Source organism: uncultured Methanobrevibacter sp. (assembly GCF_937881195.1).
Taxonomy (GTDB): Archaea; Methanobacteriota; Methanobacteria; order Methanobacteriales; family Methanobacteriaceae; genus Methanobinarius.
Window position 1 is genome coordinate 1 of the sequence record NZ_CALGFC010000036.1, and the last position, 18,084, is coordinate 18,084.

General features: G+C 24.2%; 16 protein-coding genes and 1 tRNA gene. 2 read left to right on the forward strand and 15 right to left on the reverse strand.

Features of this window, described 5'->3' with window-relative positions; all coding sequences use genetic code 11:
* Positions 1–68: 68 nt before the first annotated feature.
* From Q0087_RS05485 to Q0087_RS05515, 7 genes are all read right to left on the reverse strand, one after another.
* Positions 69–1,220 (reverse strand): glycosyltransferase family A protein, encoded by a 1,152-nt coding sequence (locus tag Q0087_RS05485; RefSeq protein WP_297898676.1) that lies wholly within the window; start codon positions 1,218–1,220, stop codon positions 69–71.
* Positions 1,221–1,392: 172 nt separating this feature from the next.
* Positions 1,393–2,991, reverse strand: coding sequence for a B12-binding domain-containing radical SAM protein (locus tag Q0087_RS05490; RefSeq protein ID WP_297898677.1), 1,599 nt, complete (start codon positions 2,989–2,991; stop codon positions 1,393–1,395).
* Positions 2,992–4,398, reverse strand: coding sequence for a single-stranded-DNA-specific exonuclease RecJ (gene recJ, locus Q0087_RS05495; protein WP_297898678.1), 1,407 nt, complete (start codon positions 4,396–4,398; stop codon positions 2,992–2,994). It abuts the gene before it with no gap.
* A gap of 313 nt (positions 4,399–4,711) precedes the next feature.
* Entirely contained in the window at positions 4,712–4,990 is a 279-nt protein-coding gene (locus Q0087_RS05500) for a signal recognition particle subunit SRP19/SEC65 family protein (protein WP_297898679.1), read from the reverse strand.
* 266 nt (positions 4,991–5,256) lie between these two features.
* Positions 5,257–5,718: an RDD family protein gene (locus Q0087_RS05505; protein ID WP_297898680.1), complete on the reverse strand. Its 462-nt coding sequence runs from the start codon at positions 5,716–5,718 to the stop codon at positions 5,257–5,259.
* 161 nt (positions 5,719–5,879) lie between these two features.
* Positions 5,880–6,896: a hydrogenase expression/formation protein HypE gene (hypE, locus tag Q0087_RS05510; protein ID WP_297898681.1), complete on the reverse strand. Its 1,017-nt coding sequence runs from the start codon at positions 6,894–6,896 to the stop codon at positions 5,880–5,882.
* A 479-nt stretch (positions 6,897–7,375) separates the two neighbouring features.
* On the reverse strand, positions 7,376–8,053 hold the full coding sequence (locus tag Q0087_RS05515) for a thymidylate synthase (RefSeq protein WP_297898682.1): 678 nt from the start codon (positions 8,051–8,053) through the stop codon (positions 7,376–7,378).
* Between the two features lie 623 nt (positions 8,054–8,676).
* Between Q0087_RS05515 and Q0087_RS05520 the strand changes: the two genes are divergently transcribed.
* Entirely contained in the window at positions 8,677–9,126 is a 450-nt protein-coding gene (locus Q0087_RS05520) for a hypothetical protein (RefSeq protein WP_297898683.1), read from the forward strand.
* 192 nt (positions 9,127–9,318) lie between these two features.
* On the opposite strand, the gene Q0087_RS05525 is transcribed toward Q0087_RS05520, so the two are convergent.
* The 8 genes from Q0087_RS05525 to hypA form a co-directional block, all read right to left on the reverse strand.
* Complete coding sequence (locus Q0087_RS05525; protein WP_297898698.1) at positions 9,319–10,284, reverse strand: methionine synthase; 966 nt, start codon at positions 10,282–10,284, stop codon at positions 9,319–9,321.
* Between the two features lie 416 nt (positions 10,285–10,700).
* A complete protein-coding gene (locus tag Q0087_RS05530) occupies positions 10,701–11,009 on the reverse strand; it encodes a DUF1894 domain-containing protein (RefSeq protein ID WP_297898684.1) in 309 nt (102 codons plus the stop codon).
* Positions 11,010–11,053: 44 nt separating this feature from the next.
* A complete protein-coding gene (locus Q0087_RS05535) occupies positions 11,054–11,509 on the reverse strand; it encodes a DUF1890 domain-containing protein (RefSeq protein ID WP_297898685.1) in 456 nt (151 codons plus the stop codon).
* A 123-nt stretch (positions 11,510–11,632) separates the two neighbouring features.
* Complete coding sequence (locus Q0087_RS05540) at positions 11,633–12,712, reverse strand: hypothetical protein (protein ID WP_297898686.1); 1,080 nt, start codon at positions 12,710–12,712, stop codon at positions 11,633–11,635.
* Between the two features lie 522 nt (positions 12,713–13,234).
* Positions 13,235–13,307, reverse strand: a tRNA-Ala gene (locus Q0087_RS05545).
* Between the two features lie 371 nt (positions 13,308–13,678).
* Positions 13,679–14,716 carry a DUF354 domain-containing protein gene (locus tag Q0087_RS05550; protein WP_297898687.1) on the reverse strand — a complete coding sequence of 346 codons (1,038 nt, stop codon included), beginning with the start codon at positions 14,714–14,716 and terminating at the stop codon, positions 13,679–13,681.
* A gap of 273 nt (positions 14,717–14,989) precedes the next feature.
* Positions 14,990–15,646: a hydrogenase nickel incorporation protein HypB gene (gene hypB, locus Q0087_RS05555; protein ID WP_297898688.1), complete on the reverse strand. Its 657-nt coding sequence runs from the start codon at positions 15,644–15,646 to the stop codon at positions 14,990–14,992.
* Between the two features lie 249 nt (positions 15,647–15,895).
* On the reverse strand, positions 15,896–16,270 hold the full coding sequence (gene hypA / locus Q0087_RS05560) for a hydrogenase maturation nickel metallochaperone HypA (RefSeq protein WP_297898689.1): 375 nt from the start codon (positions 16,268–16,270) through the stop codon (positions 15,896–15,898).
* Between the two features lie 614 nt (positions 16,271–16,884).
* On the opposite strand from hypA, the gene Q0087_RS05565 reads away from it, so the two are divergent.
* Positions 16,885–17,811, forward strand: a complete 927-nt coding sequence (locus Q0087_RS05565; RefSeq protein WP_297898690.1) for a ribose-phosphate diphosphokinase — start codon at positions 16,885–16,887, stop codon at positions 17,809–17,811.
* Positions 17,812–18,084: the final 273 nt, after the last annotated feature.

The window sequence follows — 18,084 nt, forward strand, 5'->3', positions numbered from 1 at the left end:
AATAATAATAATAATAATAATAATAATAATAATAATAATAATAATAATAATAATACTATTTAATTAAATTAAAATATTCTTATTATGAAAATTGTAAATGAGATTAATAATTTGAACATTAACCCTCCATTATTGGACTTTTTCATTTGTTTAGCTAAATTTAGAAGTTCTTTTTTTTCTTTATTATCTCCATTGAATTTTAAAAATAGTTGAATCCAATTCAGTAAGAAAGGATTCAAAATTACATCCGCAAACTGAAATTTATAACTATTACATAAATCTAAACAGGTTTTATAGGATTTTAAAGAATCTAAAACAAGTTTAAAAGAAATATCTTTTGTAATAGATTTATTTTCTTGAGAATCTCTCATATAATAATTAGTTATAAATGATTCATTTAAAAATAATATTCCTTTTGCATTCAGATAGGATTCTATAACAAAATTTAAATCTTCTCCAGATATATAAGAAGGAAATTTAATATCATTATTAATAATCAAATCTTTACTATATATTTTTGTCCAAATAGATGGGAGAATCTTTAAGATATCCACATTATTATTAATATCTCGGATATAAATCTCTTTTATGTATTCTTTATTAGAATCATATTTTTTTATTTTTTTACCATAAAATAGATTACTGAAAATATTTTTCCAAAAGAAAGAAGCAGGAGGCGAAAGATAGTAATTTTCTAATACATCATCACTGTATTCAAAAATATTATCTTCATAAGGAGAATATGATTTTTGAATATATTCCATATTGAGACCTTTAGAATAATTTATTTCATTATTTTCCCCATAATTTTCTTCATTTTTTTTATCTAGATATCCATTATGACTTTCATCTTTATATATACGCTTATATCTACCAAATACAATATCCAAATTCTTATAGTCTTTAGAAGATATTTTTCCAAAAAGAATTTCACAAGCATTTAATTCATATCTATCATCAGAATCTAAAAACATTAAATAATCTGCACTTGCATATTTTATACCAATATTCCTTGGACCATATGCTCCCCCAATATTTTTTTCAATATGGATAACTAAAAAATTATCATATTTTCTTGCATATTCATTTAATATATTTTTACTATCATCTGTAGAACCATCATTTATTAATATCACTTGAAGGTTTTCCAGACCAATAGATTGATTAATTATTGAATCTAAAGAAGATTTAAGGTGTTTTTCAGCATTAAAAATAGGCATTATAATACTAATTTTATAGATAGAATTATTGTCTTTTACACTAGCTTCATTTTTACCATTAGCTATATTTTTTTTGCCATATTTATCAATACTAATAATAGTAATAATAAAAACCTCCTATAGATTAATTGTATTTTATAAAAATATATGCAAAATATGATTAATATCACTTTCACTTCAGTAATTTTTTTATTCTAAAAGAGATATAAGCATATCCTCCACGAACAACCCTTTTAAACTCTATCCAATCTAAATTACTCAAAAATGTTTTGAATATATATGTAAATGAGAAATAATATTTACTCATAAGATTATCCCTAATTTTTTCAATCTCTTCAGAACTAGCATATGGATAATTTACAAGACAATTCAAATAACCATCATTATTTAACCATTTTGAATAATCTTCAGTAATAAGATAACCTTCATTTTTTACCCAATCATAAAATTCAGTTCCTGGAAAAGGAACAGCTTGTTGAAAAAAGCACATATCAGGATAAACTTTTTTTGCAAACTCAAAAGTTTCATTTATAGTATCTAAATTATCTCCTTTCAAACCAATCATAAAACATCCAAATACTTTAATTCCCAACTTTTTTGTATTTTTTGAAAAATCAAGAGATTGTTGTAGAGTTATTCCCTTTTTAATTTCATCTAAAACTTTTTGAGAGCCTGATTCATATCCAGTGACAAGTAATCTGCATCCTGCCTGTTTCATTTTACTCATAACCTCAAAAGGTAGGTCAACCCGAGTGTTACAAGACCATACTGGATTTAAATTTCTATTAATTATTTCTTCACAAAAATCAATAACTCTTTCATTATTAACTGTAAATGTATCATCTTCAATGAAAATTTCTTTAATTTCAGGCATTTCTGTTAATATATATTCTATTTCATCAACAAGGTCATTTGTGCTCCTAGTCCTGAATAGCCTTCCTCCCATTGTAGAAGGATATGAACAAAAATTACACTTGTTAGGGCAACCTCTAGCACTTACAATTTGTATCATTGGTTTTTGGGCAAAAGCATATGCATAGTCATCAACATTTAAAAACTTCTGATAAACCTTTGAAACAAATGGAAGTTCATCTAAATTATCTAAAGGAATTCTGTCAGGATTATGAATTATGATTTTATTATGATTCTCCTCATTAATATTGCCATTATTATTAGTTTTATTAATATTAGGCTTATTATTCTTATTAATATTAGGATTATTAGTCTTATTCTCATTAATATTCTCACTAGTGTTTTGAATATTATTCTCATTAAACCTATAAGACAATCCTTTAATATTAGAAATATTGCCTTTATCATCAGAATTTCCAAAATTATTCTCAGTGAAGATAATTTCAGGTATTGTGAAATCATATTCTTGACGAACAATATAATCAATTCCGTCACATTGATTTAAAACTTCTTCGGCCAATATAGTTGCATGAGTGCCTCCAATAATAATTTTGATATTGGGATTTTTATTTTTTATAGTGTTTATTGTATCAAAATCATAAAAACATGTAGGAGTAGTAATTTCAGCCATTATATAATCAGGCCCATAATTAGATATTTCATTTAGAGTATCTTCAGTAGAGTAACCCTTTGTAATACAATCAATTAATTTAGTATCTATCCCTTTTTTCTCACAGACCCCTGCACCATAAGCTAACCAATAAGGGTAATATAATGTCCCTGCTTTTGTTTTTTCAGGCCATCTGCTAGCACGGCTAATATTGAATTTATATGGTAAATTTAAAAATAAAATTTTCATTTATAAAACTCCATTTAAATGACTATTAAAACTAGAAAGAAAGTCTTCTTTTTTCTCAAGAGGAATATAAGCTCCACAAGCCACAGAATGACCGCCTCCACTGCCTCCAACAGATTTAGATATTTTTCTTATGATATTACCAAAGTGAATCCCATCATAAGCAAGAAGTCTTGAACAACGCAAAGAAACTTTTAAATCTTCATCTTCATCACTAATCTGTGTAAAACCTATCATAGGTTTTTTCCAATCCCCATAGCTAAGAATCATACCAGCAATAGTTCCCACAACTTGACTCTTAATACCATCCCCATCAAAATATTGTACATTATCCAAATTCTTAATCATATCCTCTTGTTCAATTCTATTAATATTTTTAGCAAGATATCTCCTATGTTCTTTTGAAATAATTTCCAGTTGGTCTAATGCATCAGTTCTATTACCTTTTAGTATTTTTAAAGCTATATCTTCCCTATTGTTTCTTGTACATGCATTCATAGCTGTTGAAAATTCAGAGGCATCCCTTAAAAAAGTATGATTTTCTTCCATCATAAACTCATAAGAATCACTAGCTACAAGCTTTGGAACATGATGAATATATCTCTTAGGAACTTCTTTAGATAACATTTTAACAAGTTCTGAAAATAATTTTCCTTTTTCAATATTGTCTAAATCACTAAGTGTTCGAGATCTATCACCAATCTTTCGAGGAATTCCTAAATCCTTCATTAAAGCTATTGATTCAGTCCTGTTGTTTGTTATTGGTAAATTAACATCACTAAAATAAGAGAGAGCTACAAATAATGGCCTTGTCTGTCTACCATATAAAGATAAATCATTTATTGATTGAACATAACCTTGATTAATACTATCATTTAAAATAATTGAATTTAAACCTTCAAGTTTACCAGAACGACTATTTTGCATATCTCCAATAGCAGCAAGAACTCCAATCCAACTTAAATCAATATAACCAAATTCTCTAGCTAAAAGATAGCTTAATCCTCCCCCAGATACATAATAAGAACCATCAATACCATAATGAAGAGGATTTATTTCCAAATAGTGATGAGAAACATTTTTAGTATAATTTAAATTCCTAATAGGAGGATGGTGATCCAAAATAATTATCTTTGAATTATTTTTAGCTAGCTTGTCAACTTCCTGACCAGATCCCAAATCAGAAAAAATAGTTAGTTCATTTTCTATTTCTAAGTTTTCAAGTCTATCTAAACTAACAATTTCAATTTCATGATCTTTTTGTTGTCTATCAAGGATTGTAGATAAAATAGATCCCGAAGATATACCATCACAATCATTATGACTATATATTTTAATATCTTCTGAATTTTCAATGATTTCTTTAGCTTTATTAAATGATTGTTTCATTTCAAAAGGCAATTTTTCCATGTTTTTCCCTTTAAAGTTTTTAAATTTAAATAATTATTATATTAAAATTATTATTAATAATGACAATAATGACAAAAAAATAACGATAATAACAATAATGCGAATAAATAGCTACTTAAATATGTATTATAAAAAATTATTTACTTAAATATCTATTATAAATTTATAATATATTATCTTAAAATCAAAAGCAAAATAATATTATTATTAAATACTTATTACTGTATAATTAATGAACTTTTATTTAAAATTAGTATTAAACATATTCATTTTAAAATTTATTTGAAATTTATTTGAAATATATTTAAATAAATTATCTTTTTCTTAAAGATTTTATCGATTGACTAATATCAACTAAAATCTTATTTTTAGATACTTCCTCACGTTCAATTATTATTCTACCAGTATCATCCCACCAAAATTTAGGATATGATTTATCATCCTCAGTTTTAGGACTTAAACCTAATTTACGTGCAGCACGAGCAATTTCAGTTAATTTTGGATGAGAAATAGCATCATCTTTACTTATTTTCCTTCCATCACTTCTACTTTTACTTGAATCAATATAAGCGGGCCAGATAATTGTTTCCAAATTAATCACCTATTTTATAATTTTTTATAAATAAAACTTTATTAAAAAAGTATGTTTATAGATAAAACTTCTTTTCTTATTGTAATCTTATAAATAAAACTTCATTTTCTTATATAACTTTTAAAATTTATAATTATAAGTATTTTTAATATAATATTTTTTAATATACTATGATAACAATATAAAATATAATAAAATATTTAAAAATTTAAAAATTTAAATTTTTTAAAAATTTAAAGTATTCAAATTATTTAAATATAGGAAAATTAACTATCACTATCCTGTTTTAGATTTATTTTACTTGGATAATCAACATCTTCAGAAACAACTTCACTATTAGATAATCTTCCTAAGATCCTTTCATTTGAAGATCCAACAAATCTTCCAATTAAAATATCAAAGATTATTGGTATCCAATAAATCTTTGAAAGATTTCTTATTATAGATTGTTTATAAGAAATTTTATTGTTATAATTATAGCTATCTGTTGAAATAACCTTTAAGAATAATAAATGTTTCCCAACTGTTGTTCCTAAGTTCTTTTCCAATAAAACAAAGTACCCTAGTCCAACAATAGGCGTTAATATTATTAGATATTCATAGACAAAAAATGCTGAAAACGGAAATATTATAAAATATAATAATTCTGCTATAATCCACATAACTGCTGAAACAACAAAATAATCAGCAATATAAGCTAAAGCCCTTTTTTTAAATAAATTCACCATTTATAACACCATTTTAAATAAATAATTATTAGAAATCATTATTGAGAACTAAAATAAATATAATAATGAAGTTTTATATTAAAAAATAATTTTAAATTATAATTAAAAATAATATATAATTAAAATAACTTATTATATATTTAAAATACCAAAATATATAATTAACATACTCTAGGAACTGGATCTGCAATTGGAGATTCTAATATTCTCTTTCCTCCAACTTTGGTTTCTATTAAAACATGACTATTATCATTTTCAATAACTTCCCCAATAATAACTGCATCTTTTCCATATTTATCTTTAGAAATTGCAGATAATGTTTCTTCAGCCAAATCCGCTTTAACACCCATTATTATTTTTCCTTCATTAGCTACTTCATAAGGATCTATACCAAGCATATCAGAAACAGCTCTGACTTGTTGCTTTATAGGTATTAATTCATCTTGAAGAAGAACTCCAACTCCAGATTTAGTTGCCATTTCATTGATAGCATTAGCTAATCCTCCTCTTGTTGGATCTTTCATAGCAGTTACACCACCAACCTTAAGAGCTTTTTCTACCATTCCCCAAACAGGAGCAACATCTGATTTAAGGTCTGTTTCAAAACCGAAACCTTCTCTAAAAGACATTAAAGACATTCCATGATCTCCAACACTCCCAGTTATAATTATTTTATCTCCAACATTCAAACCAGAGTCCCTTATAGCTTTACCCTTTTCAACAATACCAATACCAGTAGTGACTATAACTAATTCATCAATTTTATCTTGTTCCATTACTTTAGTATCTCCAGCAACAACTGCTACATCGGCTTCTTTACAAGTTTCATCCATAGATTTTACAATTTTATCTAAATCTTCAATCGAAAAACCTTCTTTAATTATCATTGCATTAGTAATTGCTAATGGTTTTGCTCCCATGACAGCAACATCATTTATTGTTCCTGCTGCAGAAATTCTACCTATGTCCCCACCAGGAAAAAATAAAGGATTTATAGTATGACCATCTGTAGTTACAACTACTTCATAATCTTCTAAAGGTATTGTTGCCCCATCATCAAGAGCATCTAAACCTATTCCCCCATTTACCGATTTTTTTGACAAATTATTAAGAATGGTCTCAGAAATAAGTTTTCCCATAACTTCTCCACCTGCACCATGTGACATACTAATTTTCATTATATCTCCTTTAGATAATTTTATTAAGTTTATTATTAATTTTATTAATATAAAAAATTAAATATAGAAATGTTTTAATTATAGAACTATTTTAATTTTAATATAAAAATATTCTAATTTTAAATATAAAAATGTTTTAATTTTGAATTAAAAATATTCTAATTTTAAATATAAAATTTTTTAATTAGTTGAATTTAAATAATAATGATTAGTTCATTTAAAAACGCAATATTTAAATTTTATATATCACTAAAATATTGCTAAATGAAAATTTAAAAATTTAAAACTATTTAAACAACCAAAATCATTATTAAATAATTAATAAGTATTATAATTATTTTATACTACTTAATTACTATTAATAATTATTTTACTATCATCCTTATTAAATTTATTGAAATAAATTAAATATTAGAATTAATATTATTTAAAATTAAACCATTTAATAACTGATTTAATATTATAAATCTTTTTAAAGATTATAAAAGTTCTTTAGCCTCTGAAAAATTGACTTCATAAATATGAGCACTAATAGAGTGGATTGTTATTGTTTCAATAGTTGCGTTAACTTTTTCTGCAACATATTGCGCTAGATAGCTAAGACCTACTGCATTTGGAAACCATGCCCCATAAATATCATGACTTCTCCAAAGAGCTGTAGTATAAAGCTTATCATCCCTTATTTTAAAATCAACCAAAATCATACAAGGAACTTCATCACTTTTTGTATCAATAACTTGATCCCATGTTATAGAAATTGCCCTTCTAGATTCTCTACAATTTTTAAGTCGCTCAATTGATTCATTTATTTGATCAACACCATCAAAATGAGCCCTGAGTCTATTACCATAAGTATAAACAAATCCTTGTTTATCTTCACTTATAAATTGTTCACTATATGTCTTTAACCTATCACCCTTCCAAAAATATCCTTCAGGAACCCTGATAGTCGAAATATCATTAGAATTAGATTGAATATTGAAAAAATCACCATTAACATTTTTTCCAAATGGTTTTTTTATAGAAACCATAACATTCAAAATTTCTTTAGTTAATGAACCTCTTTCATCATTAACATCTTTACCATTTTTCATTATTTCTTTAGCTAACTTCTCCCATCCATCAGCAATTTCATCAACTTCTAATAATATAGGCATTTTATATCTCCAAGTGTTTTTCAAAGTCATTAATATATAACTAATTTTATGATAATTAATTATATAATTAATCAATAAAATTAAATAATTAATTATAATTAAAGAGTTATGAAATGTATTTATTATGTTTTTATATCGACATAGTAATATATTATTTATCATATAATTATTACTTCGATTTATAAACTGAATAGTTAAATTTAATCATATAATATCTTGTATTATATTGATTTTATAATAATATATTAAGTATACTACTATAAAAAAACTCCTTTAAAAATTATAATGTAAAATATAATTACTTTAATATATTCTTAATAAATATGAAAAAATTGAATATAAATGAAATATAATTATTTTAGTTTAAAAAATATTAATAATTAAATAATCAAAAATTAGAAAATAAATATTATATTAATTAATTATTCATGCCCAAAATTTTATATTATCTTTTTATAAAAATAAAAATCCACGAAAATATTTTTTATGCTCAATAAACCTTATATAAAACTTACCCCATTAAACTAATCTTATTTAATAAAAAAAAATAATTAATAATACTTATATAGTTATAAATATAAATTATTAATAAGAATATGTATTTTCAATGAGAGGTTGTAAAAATGAGTTTTAGTGAGTGGAGTACTGGAAAAAAATTAGTTATAATACTAATTATTGTTATAGCTATTTGTTGTGTGGTTGGAGCTATAACATTTGCTTTTGTAGCTAATCAAGTTACAGACGAAATTAATAAAGCAAATATTTCAATTGAGGGAAATAATAGTACAGCATCAACAATCAGTATTCCCAAGGGAGATTATAATATTGAAATAAAAACAAAAAATGAATGGGCTTCTTATATTACTATTGATGGAAAATATTCACAAAATAGTGGTTCAGGTAGTAAAAATATTAGTTTAGGAAATATAAATAGCTATGCAAGTATAACAATTAATCAACAAGGAATTGGGACTACTAAAGTAATAGTTACTGATTCAAATGGAAAAATAATTAATGAAGGTAAAACTTCAGCAGATTACGGTTCTGTTTATATGTTATTAAGAGCTAATTAACTGTTTTTTTATATAAATATTTCTTATTTTAATATTTAATATTTATTTTATTAAATTTCATGTACTTTCTTATTAGCTATTTAATTATTTAATAAATATTTTTTATTTTTAAATTATTTGCTTATTATATAGTTTTGAAATTCTACATTTATTTTTTATTTAAAAATAATAATATAATTATTATTAATATAATTATTTTTTTAAATTCATAGCTTTGACCATGTTTTTAAGCTTTCCAAAAGCTATATCATCAGGTAAAAGTTTCATTCCACAATCAGGATCGATTAAGAGATTTTTTTTACCCATTATTCTGATTCCTTTATCAATAATTTTAGATATTTCTTCTATGGATTCAATAGATTGTTTTTTAGTGTCGATAACACCCAATCCCACTTTTTTGCCATTTTTAATCAGATAATCAGCATTTTCTTTTAAAATATCTATATTATTCGGATGTCCAGCAAATTCACAATCAATAATAGATATATTGAATGAAATAAGATCCTTAAAAACATTTTTAATATCCCCACAACAATGTAAAGATACAGGAATGTTTATATCCATAGTTATAATATCAATAGCTTCTTTAGCTACTTCCATATCAATTAAACCCGTAGAAAGAAATGGCTCATCAATTTGAATTAATTTAGCTCCAGCTTTTTCAAGAGCTATTGCTTCTTCTCTAAGTGCATATGCCATGTCAATTATAGCTTTATTTTTATCTTTATATATTGGACCTAATTTTGAAGATTGTATTATAGTGGATGGCCCAGTAATTATTCCTTTAACTCCTTTTTTAGATTTTTCTTCAGGAGACATATCATCAGATTTAGATAAAAATTCTTCCATATATTTAATAGCTAATTTTAAATCACTTGCCCCAATAGATTTATTATGTTTATATATTTTAGAATTAATATGATAAGTATTCCCTTCAATCTCAAAACCGGGGATAGATTTAGCAAAAATTTCAACCATTTCCCCCCTAACCTGACCATCAGAAATTATATCAACACCTGCTTTTAATTGTGAATCCACAGCATGACGAATAGCTAATTTATAAGAGTCATAAACCCCTATATTAGAAAGTATCTTTCCTTTAATAGATTTATTTTCTTTTAGATAGACAGGATAACTACCAACAACAGTGCTTAAAATTTGATCACCTAGAAATAATTTTTATGTAAAAATTTTTTATTATCTGTTTAATTATATTAATTGCATATTTAATTAATAATTATCTATATATCTATTTAATAATAATTATTTGTTTGATAGATTAAATTTAGAATTAATAAAATATAATTTATATACTAGAATTAAATTATAAAATAAAATTATAAAACTAAATTATAAAACTAAATTATAAAGCTAAATTATAAAGCTAAATTATAAAGCTAAATTATAAAATAGAATTAAATTATATAACTAAATAAAAATTATATGTATTTAAAACCAACATATTACACTTAAAATTAAAATTATATGGATAGAAAATATGATTAATATAAAAAAAGGTTTAAAGTCCTTAAAATATACTATAAATATAAAAATAGATTAATTTCATAGTAAAACTAATTTTTAATAGCAATTTTTCTAATATTCTCAATCTCTTTATCATCAACAGGCAGCTCGATTGCTGCAGTTCCATGACATGGTTTGGTGTAAGAAATTATTACGGTCCCTTTATCCTTATTTATACCAACAGGAACTGGAGGAATTCCAATAATACGTGCCCCTAAAATCTTATCCCCTGGATTAATATATAGAACTTCAGTAGATTTATCTTTTATAACCTTTGCACAATCTTTAAAACCTGCACGAGATAATAAAACTTCATAATCATCTGATTGCTGAAGATAAGTATCTAAACAAAATGACATAAAATCACAACCTAAAACAAAATATTTACAATTCTTTAAAATATTTACAATTCTTTTAAAACTTTATCAAATTTAACTCTTAGAGGAGTTGGATTATGGAAAGCTCTTACAGCTACAATCTTAGAATCCGTGTTTTCATCAACAATTTTAACAAAATCTTCCAATAAATCATTATCTTTTTCAAAGACTAAAGCAATTGATTCACATTGAAGAATGTGGTAAAAAGTAATAAAATATGAAGCAGCTGCATCTTTATGAACAAATCCCACTAATAAATCATATTGTCCTTTTTCTAAATTTTCTAAACATGTTTCAATATCAATTTTATTTTTAATATAATATTCATCAGGATCAGAAACTTCTAAAAGCTTAGATGCTGATGGAGTACTTGCTATAGTAACATCATACCCCATATTAACTAACTTTTGAGAAGAATAAACTGCCATTGGAGTTTGAGAAGGAGATTCTGGACACCCTAATAAAATCAAAGCTTTTTTCATAATTTCACCTACTAAAAATTCTTTTAATTTAATAATATTTCAATAAACCTCAGTAAAAATACATACTTTTACTAGAATAATTTTAATTATAAACTTAGATAATATTATTTAAATATTCTCCATTTAATCCCTTTTAAGAGAAATTACATGAGCAAGTACTAGTGAAGCTAAGAATATAAACGTTAAAAGAGCAGTACCATTAATAGAACGATTAAATATAAACATTCCAACAATAGCTTGAGCTATAAAAGCTGTGAGAGATCCTATTAAAAGAACTTCTTTTCCAAGATATTTTTTATTATTTTTTTCACGTTTAGCCCTATACTCCCTAAGAACCATCAGACCAATAATTATCGTGAATAATGTGAATCCCACAAGGCCTATCAATCCCAAATATCCGAAATCAAAGGAATAACCAAAAATTCCAGGCAACATATAATCTATAGTATCTTTTTTAGTTACTAACACACCATAAAACAAGGGAAATGGCAATCCAAATAAGAGAATAAAAGACATAGGAAGACTTATATATCCTGAAGCAAAACCTGTATCTTCTGCACCCCAATAAGCAGAACCTGGAGTATGGCCAATTAGTTGAGTATTGTGTAAAACCATCTTTAAACTTGCAAGAGAGTTTGTTTCAATTCTGGTAATCCTAAGTAATGGAGAAAATACCTCCATATGAGTTATGGTCGAAAGTAACTCGAGACAAACAAAAGCTGCACCTCCCAAACCACAAAATATAAGAATTCTCTTTACAGTTAAAAATGATTTTTGTCTGAAAGATTTAGATATTAAGAAATATCCTACAAATAAACCTAAAATCCAAAGAAGAAGGAAAGACCTATGCATTAATCCCCCAAATACAGTTACCCCAATTAATAAAATAAAGACAAATTTTTGTAAACTTTTTACATTAACACCAGAATCTTCCATTACTTTTAATGAAGCCAAAGAAGTTATAATTGCTAAAAGTGCTATTGGTCCAAAAGGATGTGTAAACTCATTTTGTCCAAAAGATAAAAATAACATTGCAATATCTGCCCCAAAAAGAAGAGTAAATGCAACAGACAAGAAAAGTGAAAGGAAAGTAATTATACTAAGAGAAATTGGAACTAAATTAATAGTAAATGTCACTAAAGCAAATATTATTGCTCCTATTTCTAATATAAATTGAAAATGATTTTGAGCTATTAAAGGCATAGAAAACTCCTTTTTAAAATTTATTTTTATATAGATTAAGATTTTTTAATAAATATAAAATAACTATTAAAAATTACTTCAAAAATTTTAGTATTTTATATTTATAGTTAAAATAATTTATTAGTTAAAATAATTATTTTAAATATTTTATAATGAATATTGAATTATATTTATCTTTATAAAATTATTTTTATAAAATGTTTTAATATTAAACTTACAACAATAAACCAAAACTGAGATTATTTTGATTTTATAATAATTATTAAATAACAATTAATTATACAAAATTACATTAAAATTACTGAGAAGATTATGTAATCAAATTATTATACAAAATTATTAATATAGAAATTATATTACCAATATTTAATTTCCATAATATTATTATTTACAATATAAATTTATTTATACTTACTCAATAAAAAGTTTTTCTATAAATAAGAAAACACATCTTAAAATCCCGCAAAAAACCTGAAAAGTTTTTAAAGTTAATAGAAGTGAAAAAGAAGAGAATTAAAAAAATGGACTGACCGGGATTTGAACCCGGGGCCTCCGCCATGCCAAGGCGACGATCTACCATCTGAGCTACCAGCCCTCAAGATATAAATACTTCAATATAAAGACTATAAAAGATTTATTTTAAAAGTATTTAAATTTATCTATAAAAATTAGATATAAATCATAGTAATAATCATGATACTAAAATACTTTTAAATTTATTTTTATAGAAATATAAAAACTAAAAATAAGAATAAATTGAATTAATATAATATTAGAAAATATAGGACAAAAAAAGCTAGTCAACAAATAAGAAAAAATGAAAAAATTTTATATTCTAAAAATTAAATTATTTTAAAAAATGACATTATTCTAAAGAATATTATTTTAAAAAGTGTATTATTCTAAAAGACATTATAAAACATATATTCTTAAGAATAAAAAAGGAATAATATTAAAAAAGAGATATTATTTTTTTCTACCTAATTCATAAACATTATCAACAATTAATTGAAATAAATCATCATGTTTAATTTCTTCTTTTTTAGTAGGATTAACAAGAAAACTAAGTGCTTTGTTTATTACTTCTTCGGTATTATTAGACCTAAACATTAAACCTTTATCAATATAATATTGATCAACAGACAAAGGAATTCCTGGATAACAAGAAATAACAGGAGTATGCAAAACAGCAGCTTCCCTATTCATGGTTCCACCTGCACCAATAACTAAATCACAATGTTTAATTATACTAGAAGTATCCACAGGAGGTTTCAAGATAGTAACATTTTCAATCCCTTCAAAAATTTCTGATTGTTCTTTAAAACGAGGTAAAATTAAAATATTTGCATATTCTTTTAATACTTCCACAATAGGAGAAAGTACTGATTCTCTACAGTCAGCATCAAGATAAGATGCTAAAGAAGGTTCCGGCCTCATTAAAATAGTTTTAGGATTTTTTAAATTAATATTTAGATCATTAAAAATATTTTGATTATATTCAAAGCTCTTAAAATGGATAATTTCAGAAGTCCCATTATATCTAAGAAGTTTATTTGGATTTGCACCATAACCAATTAGTTTCCACATGTCAATAATTCTTGGAGCTATTAATCTATCACATAATGGAAGTGTAAGTTTATTTGCTGCTTCAGCATGTTCATTATCTAAAATATATAAACTAGGTATCCCTAAGCCAAAAGATATACGAGGCAATTCTATTGAATGTTTAGATAAAGCAACATCAATTTTTTCACTAGCTATGATATCAACTAAACTATCAACCCTAGCAGTGCTTTCTTTAAGTTTTTCTTCAAGAGAAACCCCGTGTTTACCAACAGATATAAAATCAAAACCATACATATCCATTAACTTATGAATATCCCCAAATTGTCTTCCAGTGATGATTAAATCTTCTCCTTCATCTTGGAAATATTTAATTATATCTTTAAAAAATCTTACATGAGGAGAATTAGTTATATCTATCCAAATTTTCAAAATAATCACCTTTATTTAACTTCATAAGCAATATAACTTTATAAAAATATATAATTTAGTTTATAGATTATATCTAGTTTAGTTTTATAAAATATATCGAATTTATTTTTATAAAATATATCTGATTAGTTTTATAAAATATATCTAATTAGTTTTATAAAATATATCTAATTTGATAAATCATCTAATTTTTAAAAATTACCTAAATTTAAATATTATTATTTAGAGTATCAGTATTAATATTATTATTCAAATACTATATTGTTTTTAAGAATTATTAGATTAAATATTATTTTTAAAGTTTTCAATAGCTAAAATAACTTTATCTAATCCCATTCCTTGTTTAAGGCTAGTTTTTATAACTTCAACACTAGGGTTTATATCATGAACATCATTAACCATTTTATCACTATCTGCACCAACAGCATCAGCGATATCAACTTTATTAATAATAACAAGATCTGCACTCTGGAATATTAAAGGGTGTTTTTCTACTGTATCATCACCTTCACTAACACTTATAACTACAATACGCATATGAGAACCAAGATCAAAATCAACAGGGCAAATAAGATTACCTACATTTTCAATAAAGAGATAATCAATCTTATCCATTGGCATATCATCAAGAACATGCTCAACAAGGTGTGCATCAAGATGACATTCTTTACCGGTGTTTAAACCTACAACAGGGACATTATGGCTCTCAAATCTACCAGCATCAAATTTACTGATAACATCTCCAGCTATGACACCGATTGAACCATTCATATTATCAATAAGGTCTTCAATAAGAGAAGTTTTACCAGAACCAATTGCACCTACAAAATCCACACAAAAAATATTATTTTTATCAAATATTTCTTGATTTTTATCTGCTAATTTTTTATTAGCCTTCATTATATTATGTTGAACTTCAATTTCTGCTACTTTATGCATTAATAACCATCTCTCAATGTTTAAAATATATAACGATATATACTAAGATAATACTAAGATATACACAAAGATATATATTAATATATATCCAAAAATTTACTCATAAAATGATTTATTTAGAATTTATTATTTGATTTAAACCTATTATTTAAGTTAAACCATATCTAAGTTATAAAAATTTATCTAATTTGTACCTAAAAATTAAATATATCTATATTATATTAATAATATTTTAATTTAAAAAATATTTTAATCATCAGGTTTTTCAATAACAATATTTTTTACAATACAATCTTTACCATTAGTAATTTCAATGACCTTATTTTCACATTTAGGACATTCTACCATGGGAGCATAATGATCTAAATCATCTCCATCAGCTAAGCCAATATAACCACATTCCTTACACTTAATTTCAATAGGGATTTCTACCATTACAAAATTTGCATCTTTTGCTATTGTATCTTCACTAAGAACTCCTAACATGAATTTAACTTGCTCTGGATTAAGAAGAGCCAATTTTCCAATTTCAATAGTTACTTCTGTAACTTCAGTAGCCCCATTTTGCTCAGCATTTGAAATTACTGCTTTTAAAATACCATCTGCCATTGATAATTCATGCATTACGACACCTCTTTAAAAAATAAATTTAGAACCTTTATAAAATGATAAAATACATATATAAGATGATAAAATTAATTAAATATTCTTTTATGAATCAAAATATCCTTTAGATTAAGTACATTAATTAATATATATAATATATTTATCTGTGAAACATGTATAATATATTTTTCCAAAAATACTGCTAAAATATTATTATACAGTTGAAAAATTATTCAAAAGTAAAAGTATTCAAGGTTAAAATTATCTAAAATACACAATAATATTTTTAATTATCAAATAAATTATAAATTATATAAAATATTAAACCAAGAAAATATTAAATTATAAAAAAGATTGATTTTATAATATATTAAATATATTTATTAAATATAATTATAAAAAGTTAATATTATATAATGTGATATTTATATAATTTAATTTTAATTTAATGATTATTCTTAAGATTGTTATTACTTTATTTTTAGATTTAATTTTAATATTAATAACATTATTTATTAAAAATGATATGTAAAATTATTAATCTAAAAGAAAAAATCATTAGTTTAATATAGAAACTAAACTTATAAATAATAAATAATACAGATTATTATTATAGTTAAATGGTGATATTATTGATAATCGGTGGTTCAGCCTCTCAAAAATTAGCAGCTAATGTTGCAAAAGAGCTTGGAGATTCTTTATGTCCAATTGAAACAAAAAAATTTCCTGATGGAGAAAGATATCTCAGAATAAAAGGAGAAGTTGCAGAAGAAGCAGTTATTATACAATCAACAGGATATCCTCAAGATGAAAACCTTATTGAATTATTATTCATGATAAAAACATTAAAGGATATGGGTGTTGAAAAGTTAAAAGTTGTTATTCCTTATTTTGGGTATGGTAGACAGGAAAAAAGATTTAAAAGTGGAGAATCAATTTCAGCACAAGTAATAGCAAATATAATTGAAGATGCAGGTGCAGATGAAATAATTTCTGTAAATCTTCATGAAGATAGTGTTAGAGATTTTTTCAATATTCCGACGAAAAATATCTCAGCTATGGAAGCAATTGCAGAATATATAGACTCTATTTCTAAAGATCCAATAATAATTGCTCCAGATAAAGGAGCACTTAATTTTGCAGAGGAAATTGCTAAGATACTTGATTGCAGTTGTACCTATATGAATAAAGTACGATTAGGCCCAGATAAAGTTGAAACAAAAATCGCGGACATTAGATGTGATTTTTCTGCAAATGACCCGAAATTAGCTCAATTGAATAAAACTGAAAAAAAAGTTAGTATAGATTCTGTAAAAGGAAAAGAAGCAATAATTATTGATGACATTATAGCTACTGGAGGTACTATAGTCAATGCGATTGGTATATTAAAAGATCAAGGAGCTAAATCTGTTAGTGTTTGTTGTGTTCATCCCATTCTTGTTAATGATGCAGTTTTAAAAATATATGCTGCTGGAGCTAAATCTATTGCAGGGACAGACACATTAAAATCAGAAGTCAGTTGTATTTCAATAGCTAAAATTATAGCAAAATCTTTATAATATAAAAAATAATATTCCATTTCATTAATATAAAAAAATATAAAAGTTATTATTATAATTAAATTAATTCAAAAAATAATTAATAATAAAGAAATAATAATAAAAAAAATAATAAAAATAATAAAAATAACTAATAATAGATATATTAAATATTTTTATTATAATTTTATTATATAATGACCTTCATAAATTGATTGATACATATACAATACTATTTATTCTAATTTTTTCAGTAAAATATTACTATAATTTATCCAATTTAAAAATAAAAAT

What these genes read in the sequence shown, in the direction of transcription:
- Q0087_RS05485 (WP_297898676.1), bottom strand. Translation starts at nt 1,220, where the DNA reads ATGCCTATTTTTAATGCTGAAAAACACCTTAAATCTTCTTTAGATTCA.
- Q0087_RS05490 (WP_297898677.1), bottom strand. Translation starts at nt 2,991, where the DNA reads ATGAAAATTTTATTTTTAAATTTACCATATAAATTCAATATTAGCCGT.
- recJ (WP_297898678.1), bottom strand. Translation starts at nt 4,398, where the DNA reads ATGGAAAAATTGCCTTTTGAAATGAAACAATCATTTAATAAAGCTAAA.
- Q0087_RS05505 (WP_297898680.1), bottom strand. Translation starts at nt 5,718, where the DNA reads ATGGTGAATTTATTTAAAAAAAGGGCTTTAGCTTATATTGCTGATTAT.
- hypE (WP_297898681.1), bottom strand. Translation starts at nt 6,896, where the DNA reads ATGAAAATTAGTATGTCACATGGTGCAGGTGGAGAAGTTATGGGAAAA.
- Q0087_RS05515 (WP_297898682.1), bottom strand. Translation starts at nt 8,053, where the DNA reads ATGCCTATATTATTAGAAGTTGATGAAATTGCTGATGGATGGGAGAAG.
- Q0087_RS05520 (WP_297898683.1), top strand. Translation starts at nt 8,677, where the DNA reads ATGAGTTTTAGTGAGTGGAGTACTGGAAAAAAATTAGTTATAATACTA.
- Q0087_RS05530 (WP_297898684.1), bottom strand. Translation starts at nt 11,009, where the DNA reads ATGTCATTTTGTTTAGATACTTATCTTCAGCAATCAGATGATTATGAA.
- Q0087_RS05535 (WP_297898685.1), bottom strand. Translation starts at nt 11,509, where the DNA reads ATGAAAAAAGCTTTGATTTTATTAGGGTGTCCAGAATCTCCTTCTCAA.
- Q0087_RS05540 (WP_297898686.1), bottom strand. Translation starts at nt 12,712, where the DNA reads ATGCCTTTAATAGCTCAAAATCATTTTCAATTTATATTAGAAATAGGA.
- hypB (WP_297898688.1), bottom strand. Translation starts at nt 15,646, where the DNA reads ATGCATAAAGTAGCAGAAATTGAAGTTCAACATAATATAATGAAGGCT.
- hypA (WP_297898689.1), bottom strand. Translation starts at nt 16,270, where the DNA reads ATGCATGAATTATCAATGGCAGATGGTATTTTAAAAGCAGTAATTTCA.